The sequence below is a fragment of the Azonexus sp. GW821-FHT04F04 genome (genome assembly GCF_059420025.1).
On the sequence record NZ_JBWKSX010000011.1, the window covers coordinates 1 to 14,886 of the forward strand.

12 protein-coding genes are annotated in these 14,886 nt (G+C 55.5%); all 12 read right to left on the bottom strand.

Annotated elements, in window-relative coordinates; genetic code table 11:
* Window positions 1-2,129: 2,129 nt before the first annotated feature.
* Window positions 2,130-3,614: a shufflon system plasmid conjugative transfer pilus tip adhesin PilV gene (gene pilV / locus AC07TV_RS18215; protein ID WP_494649786.1), complete on the bottom strand. Its 1,485-nt coding sequence runs from the start codon at window positions 3,612-3,614 to the stop codon at window positions 2,130-2,132.
* A 141-nt stretch (window positions 3,615-3,755) separates the two neighbouring features.
* On the bottom strand, window positions 3,756-4,832 hold the full coding sequence (locus tag AC07TV_RS18220; RefSeq protein ID WP_494649787.1) for a type IV pilus twitching motility protein PilT: 1,077 nt from the start codon (window positions 4,830-4,832) through the stop codon (window positions 3,756-3,758).
* Window positions 4,833-4,839: 7 nt separating this feature from the next.
* The gene (pilM, locus tag AC07TV_RS18225) at window positions 4,840-5,289 is read right to left on the bottom strand and encodes a type IV pilus biogenesis protein PilM (RefSeq protein WP_494649788.1); all 450 of its coding nucleotides are present in this window, start codon (window positions 5,287-5,289) and stop codon (window positions 4,840-4,842) included.
* A 2-nt stretch (window positions 5,290-5,291) separates the two neighbouring features.
* Window positions 5,292-6,230, bottom strand: a complete 939-nt coding sequence (locus tag AC07TV_RS18230) for an ATPase, T2SS/T4P/T4SS family (RefSeq protein ID WP_494649789.1) — start codon at window positions 6,228-6,230, stop codon at window positions 5,292-5,294.
* 65 nt (window positions 6,231-6,295) lie between these two features.
* Window positions 6,296-6,841: a type 4 pilus major pilin gene (locus AC07TV_RS18235; RefSeq protein WP_494649790.1), complete on the bottom strand. Its 546-nt coding sequence runs from the start codon at window positions 6,839-6,841 to the stop codon at window positions 6,296-6,298.
* A gap of 99 nt (window positions 6,842-6,940) precedes the next feature.
* Window positions 6,941-8,032, bottom strand: coding sequence for a type II secretion system F family protein (locus AC07TV_RS18240; RefSeq protein ID WP_494649791.1), 1,092 nt, complete (start codon window positions 8,030-8,032; stop codon window positions 6,941-6,943).
* Entirely contained in the window at window positions 8,019-9,614 is a 1,596-nt protein-coding gene (locus AC07TV_RS18245) for a GspE/PulE family protein (protein WP_494649792.1), read from the bottom strand. The genes AC07TV_RS18240 and AC07TV_RS18245 overlap by 14 nt, the downstream gene beginning before the upstream one ends.
* Before the next feature lie 4 nt (window positions 9,615-9,618).
* Window positions 9,619-10,128, bottom strand: coding sequence for a type IV pilus biogenesis protein PilP (gene pilP / locus AC07TV_RS18250; protein WP_494649793.1), 510 nt, complete (start codon window positions 10,126-10,128; stop codon window positions 9,619-9,621).
* Window positions 10,115-11,386: a type 4b pilus protein PilO2 gene (gene pilO2 / locus AC07TV_RS18255; protein ID WP_494649794.1), complete on the bottom strand. Its 1,272-nt coding sequence runs from the start codon at window positions 11,384-11,386 to the stop codon at window positions 10,115-10,117. Before pilO2 ends, pilP begins: the two co-directional genes overlap by 14 nt.
* A 1-nt stretch (window position 11,387) precedes the next feature.
* Window positions 11,388-13,130: a PilN family type IVB pilus formation outer membrane protein gene (pilN, locus tag AC07TV_RS18260; RefSeq protein ID WP_494649795.1), complete on the bottom strand. Its 1,743-nt coding sequence runs from the start codon at window positions 13,128-13,130 to the stop codon at window positions 11,388-11,390.
* A complete protein-coding gene (locus AC07TV_RS18265) occupies window positions 13,130-13,786 on the bottom strand; it encodes a TcpQ domain-containing protein (protein ID WP_494649796.1) in 657 nt (218 codons plus the stop codon). Before AC07TV_RS18265 ends, pilN begins: the two co-directional genes overlap by 1 nt.
* Complete coding sequence (locus AC07TV_RS18270; RefSeq protein WP_494649797.1) at window positions 13,783-14,844, bottom strand: TrbG/VirB9 family P-type conjugative transfer protein; 1,062 nt, start codon at window positions 14,842-14,844, stop codon at window positions 13,783-13,785. The genes AC07TV_RS18265 and AC07TV_RS18270 overlap by 4 nt, the downstream gene beginning before the upstream one ends.
* Window positions 14,845-14,886 lie beyond the last annotated feature (42 nt).

Sequence of the window (14,886 nt, forward strand, 5' to 3'; positions counted from 1 at the left end):
TACTTGGTCGAGAATGGCGGCTCCATCTTGCTCTACTGGCTCGAATTGCGTTAGTGGCCATTTTGCCAATCCGGTGTTTGGGCGAAATCAAGTTCTTCTCGGTGGGGGCTCGTTTGGAGTGGCGCCTCAAATTATTCATATGCCGCCCTCTATTCGACTTGGGGGGCTGGTTATTATTTGATGGTATCTGGAGGTGTGGCGTATCCAGTGAACGTCATTAATTCAACAACGATATGGTGCATGTGGCAAAGTGCAGGGGTTGGGTTTAATTGCTCTGCTGCCACCCTAAATCCGACCAACGCTATCTACAGGTTCAACTAGCTTGCCAATCCGGGGTGTGGAAGCAGCAACAGGGAACCGTCCATTACTACTGCGGCTCAGTCGTTGTCTCTAGCTATGGGATGCGAAGTGGGCAAGGCCTTGGCAAGATCGACAGCGCCGGCAATTTTTGGGGACTTTGGACCGTTCAGTATTCAAATTACAACGTGTATTTGGGCCAGTATTACGGTTACGAGCCCGTGTTTGTTGAAGGTGGAGCAACTTCTGGGTTGGTGCCATGCGGCGCTGGATGATCTTGCCAATCCGGGGTGTGGTCGCTATCCCGCGGGATAGCGATCGGTCGCGGGCCAGGTATGTATTGTCCCGTGGGATCAGGATGCGGCGCTGCTGTTGGATGGTCGGCAGCCGGATTTTGCAATACGGCTTACGGCCCTGCGATGGTAGTCGTCTGGAACGGCTCATCATGGTCTGGTTGGGTCGCGTATCGAGCTGCAATGTTGGCGTGCTCATCTGGCATCTTCTTTCCGTAAGTTTGCCAATCCGGGGTGTGGAAAAAACAGGGAGGAGGATCGGCCGTTGCCTGTTATAACTTTGCGAATACCACTGGAACATTTTGGGGGTCCAATGGGGTTTCCTACGGCGCCTTAGTCAATGGAAATTGGCGTGGGGTTGGTACCGTTTCCGCCGGCAGATTTTCAGGAATTATTTGGTGCGAAAACGGAATTTGTACGCTCAACGGTTCAACAAACACGACTGCATCGGGGCTGTTTTATAGCCCACAATCAGTCTTGAATCTCCCGATAACTTCAACTTGGGCGTGCTGATTTGCCAATCCGGGGTGTGGCGTAGCACTTATCCTGGACGACTTTGGGGCGGTTCCTGGTTTTACTGGTCCGGTGCAGCAGGCGGGTGTTACACCATTAACCCAATTACCGGCGGATGTTCGTGTCCAGCGGGATATACAAGCTACTTTGCCTACGGCTTGCTCTTAGGAAATGGAACTTGGAGCATCTATCAATGCTACAAGTGACAGCGTTGCCAATCCGGGGTGTGGATAAAGCTCGGACGCGAGTGTCCATATTGGACCGGCGATTTAAACTGGTTGGAGGGAACAGCAGGGCAATCGGGGTGTATTAATGGTAATGGACTGGGGAATGCCCCCAGTGCCGAGTGGTTTTTTATTGAATATACGCGCCACGTTAATTCTGGGAATTATTTTGTTTCCCAACGTGCTGTTGGAATGACAGGCTCTTCCGCTGGTCAGGTATGGGTTCGTTCCCAACAATCAGTGAGCGCTGGCGTTGGGTGGGGTGCATGGTCAAAAGTAATATCAGGAATGGTCATGCGGGATAGTGCTTTGTACCCATTTGCCTCATGCCCGTCCGGAACCTCGTTTCTTGGAACGATTTCGGCTTCAGGCATGGCAATTGCCACTGCTGAAGCAAATTACTGGCGTTGGATTAACTCAGCCGGTCAGGTTTGGTTTTGTGCTTAGGTACGTGGGTACATATCTCTCCTGAGCCAAGATCGGAAGCTATTATTCAAAGAGAGATCGCTATTTTGTCTAGTTGTGTCTAATTAATTCGATAACTGTGAATATCGATCTAAATAAGGTTATTGTCGCCTTCGATATCCCATCTATGGAAGGTCCGACTATTCGGAGCTAATTTATTCTGCAACAAAATCCGCCATGTAAATATGCTGCATTTGGACCAATATATTGATAACCTGGTACCCATCCACACAGACCATTGCCATTTCCTCCCCAAGTGCCCCAGGCAACGTAGTAGCAGCTTAGCGAGCCGGCTGAGCTGTTTTTATTCCAAACTCCGGATTGGCAAGAGTGTTTCCTATGTTCGTGCACATGTGTAATGCATCCGTAGGTTCATACCGCCATCGTAGAAAGAATCAATAAAGGTACTGCTGAACCCGCTAGGACACCCTTGATACTGTGGATAGAGGCCGGCGCAAGTAGAGGAATATGCCGGGTAAAACGAGCCATTGTAGTAAAGCGTGAATCCGCAATGAGTGCCTTGGAGATTCGCGATGCGCCACACCCCGGATTGGCAAGAAAGTAGCAAGCCTGTTCCGTCCCTCCCGACGAGGCCATTTGGTGAGCATGCTGCGCCTTCCGTAGCGGTCCCGTTGATCTGCACGTACTCATTCGTCGTTAGACGGCCATTGGCCACTACGTTGCCGCTCTGATCCACAGAGAAGACTTCCGCAGACCACGGGCTATTCACCAAGCGAAACTTCCCATTGTTACTTTCGAGGTACATGCTGGTGCCATTCGCACCGACAAGCTGCAATACCCCCCCCTCGCCGACGGCATTCCAAGCAATCACCTTTCCGCCAGCTGCGGTAAGTGTTCCAGGGACGGTAAGATTTCCGTTCTGATCAACGGCAAGCGCGCTCCACGCGCCACCTGTCCACATGAATGCCCGACCGTTGTCCAGCGTCATCCGTACCGCACCAACAGGATCTCCCGAGGCCGGCAGCGCAGCGTAGTTCGCCACGGGATCTTTCCAGTACGACGACCCTTGCGAGCGCCACGTTCCTGCCTGACAGGAAAGGATTGCGCCGTTGGTGTCCCGCGCAATCGCACCAGTCGTTGTGCAAGCGCTGTTGGCTGTTTGCACTGAGTTCATCACGATGGGGGTATTCATCGTGTTCAACTCTGGCCGTCCCGGAACAGAATTCCGATAGAGGAACCCAGAAGTCACATCACCATTAGAGAACCAAAGCGCCATGATCGGATGGCCGGCAGCGATTGTTGGCGTGCCTGCAGTGCCATCGCACTTCTGCGTCATGTTGTTCGCGTTCGCATAGTTGCCGACCGCCACTGACCATCCACCCATTGCACCGCGAAGCGTTGTTGCGGCAGAAGAATAGACACCACCACCTGCAGCACCAATTCCAACCGCGACGGTGCCAAGCGATAGGTCATCAATCGCGGTTCCACCCTCGGCGATCACCAGTGCGTTGAGGTTGTTCGCCGTCGGTTCAAGAACAAGGACGCAAACGTCCTGTCCGAAGTTATTCTTCGTCGAAAACCCACTCTGCAGATAACCCGCACCGGTGAGCATCGGAACAGTGATCAACGCTGGCGTCGTTGCCGTGGCGTTGGCCATCACCGTAGTGTAGTTGTCCTTGATGTAGGCCTGAGCAGCGTTGCCAACGGTGACCATTTGCTGGGCCGTTAAGGCAGTCTTCGTGTCAGCAACGTACTGGTCCGCCAGTTTCGCTACGCCGGTAATCACTGCTGCCATGATCCCGAGCGAGGCTAGGATTTCCAACAGGGTAATACCGCGTTGCCGAGAGCGGAGCGAAGTCATGTTTTGCCTTTCGATTCGGTTGCTGATGACGCTGACAGTTCGATACCGGAGGCGTCTCCGGTCATTTCCGTAAGGGTATGAAAATCCCCACCGGACAGCGCGGTGTTAAAACCCGGCATCCGGGGGGGTAAATCCGTGGCCTTACTTCAACAATTGCCTGAGTTTTTCCTGAACGGCAGGCATTCCCGCAACAGCCCGGACTGCTTCCGGTTTTGTAACCACTCCGCCGTTTGCGAGTTCGGCGAGGCTTTCCGCGAGCAGGACAGAGCCTTTCTTGTCCGGCCGCTCCAAGACGCTCTGCATCTTGGCGACGTCACCAAGCGCACCGGAGAAATCCTGCTCATAGTTGTTCAGGATCTCCGTGGCGAGGGCGTAACCAGAGCCATCGGCCTTGGGCAAGAGCAGCTGATTGACAACCCCTACCAGGGAACCCGCCAACGACTGAACTTTGCTGTTTCGCTCGTTGTCGTTGAACCAACCAAGTAGTTTTTGAACAGCGCCGATACCGGTATTGGCGTGCATCGTCCCAATAACCAGGTGACCAGACTCGCCGGCAAGCAATGCGGTCTCCGCGGTTTCCCTGTTGCGAATCTCCCCTACCAGGATCACGTCCGGACACTGGCGCATGGCATCTTCCAGCCCTTTGTCAAAGGTCTTTGTGTCGACACCAACTTCGCGTTGAGAGAAGACTGCCTTCTTCTTCTCGAAAACGTACTCGATCGGATCCTCGATCGTGATGATGTGCGCCGCCCTTGCCTCATTGATCGCATCGATCATTGCAGCTGCCGAAGTTGACTTACCAGACCTGGTTGCCCCGGAGATAAGAATCAAGCCTCGTGGAGCCGAAAGCATGAGACGCACAGTCGGCGGCAACCCGACGGTTTTCAGGGTCGGCGGGGTCCGTGGAATCCGACGAATCGACATCATGAGTTTCTCGCCGCCACCCGCGAGATATGCGTTAATCCGCAGGCGCCACCCCATCAATTCGAACGGTCGGTTGATGGAGGCCTGTTCAATCTTCTTGTCCCAGTCGGTATCGATCGCCTTGAGAACTTTGCCTAGATCATCAACATTGGGAGGGAAAATATCCTCGACTTCCGTCCAACCGTTTGGCATCCGCACGGCGATCGGAGCGTCTTGCTCCAAGCGAATGTCGGTAAACGGCCCTTCGGCATTCGCCAGTTGAGTCAGTTCGCTGATGAAATCGCGTGTTTCCATGGTTAGGCTATCCCCCTACGTAAACGAGTGCGCCGACAGGGATAGACCCTGGCAGCGAAATTGAAATGATTGCTCCAGCAGCATTCACAAGATTGCCGCCAGCGTTTTTGGTACCGACCATGACGTAATTGCCGGCCTTGGCATACGCAGCTTGCAATACAGCCGGATCTGCCACCGCTGTCGAATAGACATACAACTCGCCACCAGAAATCACATTGGTCCAGCGCGTATCTCGGATGAACCCTGACTGCCACGTAAGCGAAGCGTCTGCTATGGTCCCTGTCGCGCTGGGATTTGCGGTTCTGTACTGGACTACTGCGCTGCGGTACGAAAGAAAATTGGTCGCGGCGACATCGCCCTTCGCTATGACGAACTGCGCGGTCTGGGCGCGCTCATCGAGGACGACATAGGAAACGGTGAGCCATATCCCCATCACGGCAACCAACAGTTGCAACATGGCTACTCTCCTACTCGGCGGCCCTGCATCAGCATCTTGTTCCGCTGCAGGATGATTTCGTTGTCCAGTTGATTGAACTTCTTCTGCCGGATTGTGTTTTGAGCACCAACGGCGTCTTCCCCGTCCAACCATAGGAATTCAATTCGAGGCCGCTTGGGATCCCCCTCAAGACTTTGGTGAACAATCGCCCGCAGGCCGATGGCCATCAGGTTCGCCACGTCATCACTGGATCCGGCAACACCGTTGGCCAGTGCATACAGACGATCAACCGCAGTGCGAGCGCTATCCGAGTGGATCGTACAAATCACCAACCGTCCATTGATGGAAGCGCGCAACGCTTCCGTCGCTGTCTCCGCATCACGAACTTCGCCGACAAAGATAATCGAGGGCGCCCATCTGGCTGCCTGACGACACTCCTGCGCGAAACCGCCCTGCTCGACCCAGCGCTGATAAATGACTCCCTCGCCACGGCGTCCTTCGAGCGGCATTTCAGGAGGGTCTTCAATACAAACGGCTACGCCACCGAAATGGGAAATTCGTCCCGCGATGATCGCCGATGCGGTGGTGGTCTTGCCTTGCCCGAAGGCGCCGGCGACAACGATTAATCCCGTCAGCCGTGGTTTCATCAGCAGTTCGACGTAACGCGGATGAACGCCAAGGTCAGTAATCTCGGGAACAGTTTCCGGGAAGCGACGCAGTACATAGACATCTTCCGACAGGCTCTTCAGCAATGAGGCCCGGTACGCAATATCCTTGTGTTTGACTGAAAATTCCTGCCTTGATGTCGTCGCTGACACCTTGGTACACAAGTCACGCAGTTCCTTGAGTTCCTGTGCGCACTCCGGAGGAGCCGGGATGGGATCACAAGTTTTTGGCACCCCTGATAACCAACAATTTTCCTGGCCAAGGTACAGGTCGCTAAACGTCAGGCTTTTAAGCATCTTTCTTGTCCGTGTTCGGCTACAAAAAAAGGGGGCTCCCTCGCCCCCTTCCCTTTGACACTTGCTTACGCACCGACGAAGGTGATGGTATTGGTTGCTGCAGCGGCGCAGTTGGTCGCGGAAGCAGCCGTCGCCGGAGAAATCGGGAACGCAGTGATTGCGGTTGCCGCACCGACCTGGACGGATGCCCAGCCCGAGCTGGAGTTGCTCAGAAGTTGCACGCAGACCGCCGTCGGGATGTTGGTAATGGCGATCGAGAACTGTGCGCCACCGCCGGTGCCGCTGACAGTCGTCGTACCGTTCATCGAATGAGTAATCACCGGCGGGGTCGAGTTGTCGGCCGTCATCGTGGCCGGAATGCGATTCGCAGTCTTCAGGACGCCGTTGAGGTTAGAGGTGCCGTAGCCACCCTGACCAGCGTACATGCCCTTCACTGCCGAACGAAGCGCCGTAATGTCGGACAACATCTGATTGCCCTTCTGGGACGAGTCGGCACTGCCGAACAGCGACAGCGCCCCTGCCACGACCAAGCCAATGATCAGCAGGCCTGCGATAACTTCCATCAGAGTGATACCAGCTTGCTTCTTCAGTTGCTTCAGTTGCTTCTTCATTTCCTGCTCCTTTTAAAAGAAAAGATTTGCTACGACACTTCAATTACTGCTCAATCAGCTTCTCAAAAGCCTTCCGACTATCAAGAGGGCAAAATCGCCTTATCTGGATCGCTGCTGAATGATTTGTGACATCTGCAACTGCATCGTCATCATTCCGCCGACCATCGTTCCTACCAGCACCGCTACCGACAGCAGGGCAACGCCAAACACAACATTCATGCGCGCTTTGATCTGCTCGACTGATTCGTTCAACCACTCACGCCCAAGAATCGATAGCGCTTCGTCGAAACCGGAGAGGCTTGAATACACACCCAGGTCATCGATGATTTCGCGGTCAGGAAACTCATATCCGCTGCGGTTTAGCGCATCGCCAAGTTGCAAACCTGCCCTCATCCCACGAATTGCTGAGTTGATCCGGTTCGCCAACCACTTGTCGGCCATCTCGGAAAGTTGCTGCAGCGCCGTTTCCAAGCGCACGCCAGCCTCCAACATTGACGACAAGCCGATGAGCCAGGTGGACCCCTGAACGATCCGGTAGATGCTGTATGGCGGGTAGCGATCGAGCATCACTCGATATCGACCGTCCCAGCGTGATAGAGAAATGAAGAAAGCGACCACAAGCGCAATCACCGCCGCTCCAGTCACCAAGATCCATCCTCGAGCAAAATCAGATAACCCAATCAGCACCGCGGCGAGGCCATGGAAGCGGTCAGCCGGAACGATCTTCGTGAATTCAGGGACGACCTTGAAGCCGAACATATAGAGAACAGCAAACGCCACCATCACCAGAATCAACGGATAGGCTAGACCCTTGATCACAGCACCATTGATATCCTTGCGCGCCACCATCACCCTTGTAGCGGCCTGCAGCGAGGCCTCCATCGTTCCGGATGCTTCACCGGCTGCGATCAGCATGCGTTCGACCGGACCGACCCAACCATCAAGCATTTGGGACAGCCTCTTGCCGTTATTCATGCCTTCAATCCAGTGACTGAGGGCAATCACCTGCGGGTCGCTGGCTCCCCGAATGGCCTTCCGCCGGGTGCACATGGATTCCAAGCCTTGGAGGATAGGCACGCTATTCCCGATCAACTTGGAAAGTTTCATCCACAGACGGCGGCGGCCACCGCTATCCATGTTTTTGAACCACCACTTGGCGAAGCCGATTTCCAGCGAATTACGCGACAGCACTGAGCACCTCCGCAGGATTGATTCGATGGTCTGCTTCGATGACGTCCATGTTGAGCGGGCCAACGATATCCTCGGCCGCGAACGGATCGATCAAGCCACTGCGAATGTTCTCGATAGCATGGGCAAGCATCGTTTTGCCCTGTTGATCGCGCTTCCAATATTCCATCGCCTTGATCCGGTCGCGATTGCGGATGTGCACCATCATCGTTGCATCGGTAATCACCGTTTCGGCAACAACCGTACGGCCGGCCGTGCCGGTGTTCCGGCAATGTTCGCAGCCTTCCCCGACCACATAGACATGCTCGATGTCGACTACTGACATGACGCGTCGAACGTCTGCTTCCGTATAGCGCTCCAGCGCCTTGCTGAATGGCACCTTGCAATGGGGACACAACAGCTTCACCAATCGCTGGCACGTGAGGCCAGTAATAATCGTGTGATCCGTGAGCATTTCGAGCGGCACCCCCAGATCCATGAGGCGATCCAGCGTGCCGAATGCGCTGTTTGAATGCAGCGTAGACCAGACCTGGTGGCCGGTCATAGCAGCGCGCACCGCCAATGTTGCCGACGGAGCATCACGAATTTCACCGATCATTATTACGTCAGGGTCAAGACGCATCGCGGCCTTGATTGCAGCCTGAAACGCCCGGCTTCGCTCTTCTTCAGTATCGGCGTTGGTAACCGGAGTCTGAACGGAACCAGGAATCGGATATTCGGGTGGATCTTCGACCGTAATCACGTGCTTCCGGCCTCCGGTATCCTTGATGATCGAACCCAGAACCCGCTGCAGAGTGGTTGATTTCCCGGAGCCGGTCGGCCCCGCGATGATGTTGATCCCTGTCGGCCGCCGCTTCATCAATTCGACGGCGTTGCATTGATCCTTGAGATAGCCCAGAAGGCCCAAATCGAAGCTGTCGACGGTATCGTTGTAAAGCATTCGGAGAACCATCACGTAGCCGTCAACCTGCGGAGTTGTGGCGATACGGATACCGTCCAGGCCGGTCGGGATCTTGGCCCGATCTGCAATTCGCGCATCCTGCCGAGACAACGGTTCGAAACTCGAATCCGAGACATCGGCCATTGCTTGATAGATCGTGGTGCACAGCTGGCTACCCCACTCGTACGGATGCTCTTCAACGAATTCGATATCACCGTGAATCCGCATGTGGATGCTGGTGTTGGTCACCTCGCTGCAGCGGATATGGATGTCCGAGGCGCGCAACTTCACCGCTTTCTCGAAAAGCGCTTTGGCATAGCGCTGCATATCGGATGCATCGCGATCATTGGTCGCCGAGTCGATCGACTCACGCATCTGCGAAATCACCGACAGTTCCACATACTGTGGGTAGAAAGGTAATTGCAGGCGTTTCAGTCGGCCTTGGAAGCTGGTAACGAGCGGATGGAAACGGTGTGTCTTCGACACAAACAGGCGCCCATCTTTGTGGTAGCACAGGTACTGCCGTGCTTCCTCCGATAGTTGATCCAGGACATCCTTATAGGCCACCGCAGACGGCATATCGCCTACAGGCGTAATAGCCGACGCGGACGCTGCTTTGCCGCCAGAAGCGAGTGCTCTTAACATTGGCTTACCGAGGGAAGTTGGGGGGTTGGATTGCTCCGCCGACCATTGGGGCTCCGAGACCACCGGTTTGGTTGGTGGCACCGGGCGGCTCATTACCAAAGGGGACCCTGATGGTTTCTTTCCCTCGGGCAAGAGTGACCGAATTGACAGTGATTGTTTTAGTAGTCCAAGCACCGAATTTCTCCCCTTCTCGTACGGTTTGAACGACACCGCCACGCATGGCGAGCGTGGCAACCAGCTTTCCATCCATGCCATCAATCGCCCGCACGACCGGCATCTCATCCGTCGCTTGATTGGCAAACCCAGGAACACCGGCAGCGCTGGAACGCTGCTTTTCCGATTCCTTGCCGGCGATCTTTGCTTCCAGCTCGAGCTTCTGAAGCTGAGCACTCAATACGGCGATATCCTCGTTGATCTGGCGCACGCGTTCCGCCGGCGACTGGGCCTGCGCACCAACCGACAGACCAATACCGATCAATGCAACAGCGATCGTTCGTTTGTTAAGGCAAAACATATTGCGAACCCTCCAAATCCCACTTGATAAGTCCATCACTAAAACGCGCGGTTACGCTGCCAACGCGAAACCCGGCACCGTCTAGGCTTGCCACCACGTTCTCAGGCGGCAATGCACTTCCCTTGATCGCCCATGCCAACTCGCGCCACTTCGGAAGCAATTGGTCGTTTGGCTGCGCACCAGGCATAGTTGGCGGAGCCGGTGGTGCTGCCAAATTGATCATCAACCCATATTGCTGAGCGACCATCTGCATCTGCAGAGACCGGGTTCGCTCATCGACCAGCGTTTCATCCTCCGCACCGGAAACGCTCACCGGCACTACGAGGGTTGCCATCGAGCCGTCGCCGGAAACATTGGCCTTCGGCTCAACCTCAAGCAGATGCTTTATCCATCCGAATTCGCCACGTTTCCACGTAACGGTCATCGAGCCTGCCGCAGGCGAGCAAAGAACTGTTTCGGGCTTCCAGTTGCCAGGCCAGAGAGTTGCAATGCTGTCGAAGCCGGTTGCACAAGCGGCAACTGCGATTTGCGCTCTCGGCTTGTCTTTCCATGGATGGGGCATTTCCTTGACGGGCTCGTTGGACTGCATGGCAGCCAACTGGGCAGCCTCCTTAGCCGCCTGCTCCTGCTGCCATTGCTTGTAACCAATGGCGCCCAGCGCGATCAATAGCCCAACAACAACGAATGGGAGCGCAGATTTCGCCAGCGAAGTAATGCTCGGTTTGACCGGCTTCAGCGCCCACCAGTTGTGCTTGAAATCAAGCTTTCCGCCCTTGCGCGGGATGAAATCTTCAAAGGCCCGCTCAACAGAATCCGGCATCCCCCACATCATCGGGGCGATAACCATATTCCACGCTTTTCCGATCGACATGTCTTCCAACATGCGCGAACGTACGGTCTCTGCGCTGGCGATGAAGTCGCCCTCAGGCGGAATGACTCCATCGGCCTGGGCAACATAGAGGAAGCGGCCGTCTGGAAGTTCGGTTGCACAAAGGAAATCGCGCTCGCCCGATTCGATCTCGATTGTCTTCGACACGACAGCCGCGGCAGACATCATCCCGGGCTTATAACCGTCTGCCGTCGACGCGAAACCAATTTGGTGCGCTCCGGTGGTCCGGGATACGGCGAGATCGAAACTCAGCTGCTTTGCGAGTTGCTGAGCTTCATTCTTGGCTTCTGACGGGCCTGCACTGAGGGCCTGCCAGTGAAGGCCGCCTACGAATACCCGGCCCCGCTCGAGTTCAAAGCTGTTTTCCATGTTATTCAGAAATCACCGGCTGCAGCAGAATGACAATGATGTTTTTGCTGCGCTTGCCGACCACCGAGCCGCCGAGGGATGGATTTTCCGCGCCTGCAACACCTTGGCTCTTGGCATTGACCTCACTGTTCTCGAATCCGGCAACGACGATGGTGTCGCCGCTGTTCACCATGATTCGCTGCAGCGAGTTTCTCGTATCGAGATCCGGGGTCTGCATGATTGAGGTTCCCGAGGTCACTGTGTTCAGCGACAGCAGCGAAGACATATCGACTGCGTACTGCAGCAGCATTCGGTTGCCATCGATGATGTGGGGAAGCAGGCTCATCGAAAATCCGCTGTTGACCATCCCCGCTGTCATGCTGGTCGTTGCGACCCCCGTTGTGATCGAGGTCGAGGACGATGCAACGTATGAAGTTTGACGGCCAACCTGGATCGGTGCCGGCTGATTGTTGAGAGTCGTGACGCTTGCCGACGTAACGGTTGATACCTTGCCTTGGGTTCCCAGTGCCTCGATGATGGCTTTCGAACCCGCCCAAGACTTGATTGACGAGTTGGTGTTTTGCCCAGCGGTGCTCAACACGCTGAGAGCGAGGTTTCCTGCGCCTTGGATTGCCGCGACACCGCTGTTGAAACCGAGTCCGAAGTTGTTGGAGAGCGCTGTATAGACCACATCCCAGTTGATGCCGTAGCTGTCACTGGTATTCATGTCTATCGAAAGGACACGCACATTGACCACGACCTGCCGAGAGAGCGCAACGTTTTGCTGCTCAATGAATTTCTCGACGGCAGAGACAATTGCCGGCGTGTCCGTTACCGTGATCGTTCCAAGTGACGACGCAACTACGATCTTGCCGGCCGGCGTCAGCATGGCCTTTACCGAATCTTCAATGCCTTTCCATACCGAAAGCCCCGAGAAGTTCACACCCGAATTCTGCGCAGACGACGAAGATTGAGACGATCCGCTGCTCCCGGCAGCGCCTGCACCGCCAGAACTGCTCGTTGTACCGACCTTCGCGTCCATACTGGTATCGCCGGGCAACGCCGAGAGGCGGAAGGTCTTGGAGACGTAGCGGAACAAGCGAATCTGTCCATCAAGCAGTTCCCAGGAAATACCGATACGAGAACTGGTGACATCGAGAAAACCCGACAACGAGCCGGTGTATGACAGATTCACCGGGAACCCACCTGGCTGCATCACCGCGCCATAGGCGGTACCGAACGGTGAAACCATACCGTTCGAGCCTGGAATGGAACCAGCCGTAGGCAACGGCGGGAGCGACGGAAGGCCAGTCATCGCCTGCCCTTGCATTCCCGGAACCCCCGCAGCAACACCCAACTGCCCGGCCGTCTGACCAGGTTGCATTGCCGTCACATCAGGCGAAACTATTACCGGAACGCCTGACAAAGCGGTAATGCGTTCGGCCAGTTCTTGTGCCGATACAAATGTCCGATTGACTGTAATTTGACGTGCAAGCGCCGGGTCTTGAGCGGCCTTGGCCAACTTCGATGAAGCCATCTTCCGAACAGGAATATAGACATCGGTATCCAGGTGCTGAGCAACGGGCTTCGGAGCCGCGGCTTCGACTTTCCTGGAGTTACGGATCGAATTCAGATGTTCAGCAGCGGTGGCAGCGCCTTTATCCGCGTCATCCTTGATCGGCGCAATTGCGGCGACCGAACAACCAGCCAAAACACTGGCAACCAGCAGTGCCATAGGCGTAAGAACAAGATTCGACTTCTTCATTATTTGCTCTCCACGATGCGGACGACCTTGTTGCCGCCATAGAAAATGACCCGCAGCTGGACGCCGTGGCGAGCCAGCGCTTCGATGGTCTGGGTAATCGCTTCTTCAAAGCCGCCGGTGAACGCAACATCGATTTCCGATACCAGATCGGGCGCTTCCCAGAAGACACCCTGCCAGCCAGCTTCCCGACCCCACGCTGCCAGCGTCTCCGACAGCTTGTCGCCATTGCGAATACGCCATACCGACTGAGCGGCAACTGCCGCGCCGCTTTGCTCGATGCGTGACGTTTGTGTTGCAGAAAGCGTTACCAACTTCGCTGGCACATCAATCTCTGCGGACAGGTCCGGTGCGCTGGCTACGAGATCGGAGAACACTTCTGTCCAAGGCCGTCCGCCTTTCCACGACACTCGCTTGTCCACCAGGCTGTCAGCGCCAAGACCGAAACGAACAGAGAAATCGGAAGGTACGACCTGGCGCACGGCTTCCCGAATCGTCACGTTGCGCCCCATTCCGGCAGCTTTTTCTTCCTGGGCCAATTTGCCGATGATCCGGAGTTCCCCCGAGCCACCCTCATTTACAAATCCTGCGTAACACGGAACAGCAGTCGCACCGATCAGAGCGACAAGCAGGGCACCAATTGCATGCGACTTTTTCATTGCTTTTCCTTAAAACTCAAAACCAGTTCATTGGCGCGGAGAATCAGGTCCGCTCCTTCGTCGAGGGCTTGCCCTACCTGCTGCATTGCTTCGCCGAAAGGCGTATCGACCACAGCGAGACGGACCGGAAGCGGACGTGCCGTTCCTGTGACGGTGAGCTTCACCTTCAACTCCGAAGCGATACGCTCCGCCAGTTCTTTGGCATCACGATCCCAAATGATGCTGACGATCCCCTTCCTGGCAGGTATCCGCACTAAGGCAGAGCCGCAGGGAATCTCGGTCGTACGGTGAATGTGAATTTCAGAGCCAATGCCCGTGGATGAACGAACATCCAAACTGATCTTGCCGGCATCGATGCCAGCGCCAACAAGCACGCCTTTGATTGCTTCCGCTCGCTTTTGCCCGGGAACCTTCCCTGCCCCCTCGCCGATGACATCCACCCCGGTTATCGAAGAGGTATCGCCAACGAATTTATTGACCTCGGCCTTTGCAAGATCGGAAAGCACGCTTGTGCCCGCCTTGAAGGTGGCCACGAATGCAGAATCGCGCTGCTCGCGGCGAGGCTGACAGATCGATGGCTTCTGGACCGGCTTGGTATCGGCGCCCGCTTGTTCAGCTTCCTTTGGACCCGCCTTCGCCGATTGAACCTTGGCCTCGCTGACCTTCGGCTGGACTGGTGCAGTTGTCGAAGTCCGAGTTTCGGAGGCCGGCATAGAGATGGCTTGCGACTTCCCCGCCGCGGCTTTGGTGTAGGCAATCCTGGCCGATGCTTTGTTGCCCAAGGAAAGAGTGATTTCACCCCCAACGCCACGAACTACAAAATACGGGCCCTGCCTGACGGGGGACGCACCATTTACAAGCATGGACTTATCGGTCGGGTCTTGTGGCTGAATAAACGTATCCGCTCCGTCGTTAAAAACCAATAGCGGCCGAACATCCGATGCACCGGTTACCTTGTAGGAAAAATCCAATGGGGAATCAGCGGCGGATACAGAACCGGAAAGCGCTGTAATGGCTAGGGCTACAGCGAACGAAGCGGATATGGCACGAGTACGCATGAGACTGATTTTCCTCAGCGCCAGAGTCCCAGTCTCGGAACT

Excerpts from the sequence above, each read along its gene's own strand:
- AC07TV_RS18265 (WP_494649796.1), bottom strand. The coding sequence starts at position 13,786 with ATGAAAAAGTCGCATGCAATTGGTGCCCTGCTTGTCGCTCTGATCGGT.
- AC07TV_RS18245 (WP_494649792.1), bottom strand. The coding sequence starts at position 9,614 with ATGTTAAGAGCACTCGCTTCTGGCGGCAAAGCAGCGTCCGCGTCGGCT.
- AC07TV_RS18230 (WP_494649789.1), bottom strand. The coding sequence starts at position 6,230 with ATGCTTAAAAGCCTGACGTTTAGCGACCTGTACCTTGGCCAGGAAAAT.
- pilM (WP_494649788.1), bottom strand. The coding sequence starts at position 5,289 with ATGTTGCAACTGTTGGTTGCCGTGATGGGGATATGGCTCACCGTTTCC.
- pilO2 (WP_494649794.1), bottom strand. The coding sequence starts at position 11,386 with ATGGAAAACAGCTTTGAACTCGAGCGGGGCCGGGTATTCGTAGGCGGC.
- AC07TV_RS18270 (WP_494649797.1), bottom strand. The coding sequence starts at position 14,844 with ATGCGTACTCGTGCCATATCCGCTTCGTTCGCTGTAGCCCTAGCCATT.
- pilN (WP_494649795.1), bottom strand. The coding sequence starts at position 13,130 with ATGAAGAAGTCGAATCTTGTTCTTACGCCTATGGCACTGCTGGTTGCC.
- pilP (WP_494649793.1), bottom strand. The coding sequence starts at position 10,128 with ATGTTTTGCCTTAACAAACGAACGATCGCTGTTGCATTGATCGGTATT.
- AC07TV_RS18220 (WP_494649787.1), bottom strand. The coding sequence starts at position 4,832 with ATGGAAACACGCGATTTCATCAGCGAACTGACTCAACTGGCGAATGCC.
- pilV (WP_494649786.1), bottom strand. The coding sequence starts at position 3,614 with ATGACTTCGCTCCGCTCTCGGCAACGCGGTATTACCCTGTTGGAAATC.
- AC07TV_RS18235 (WP_494649790.1), bottom strand. The coding sequence starts at position 6,841 with ATGAAGAAGCAACTGAAGCAACTGAAGAAGCAAGCTGGTATCACTCTG.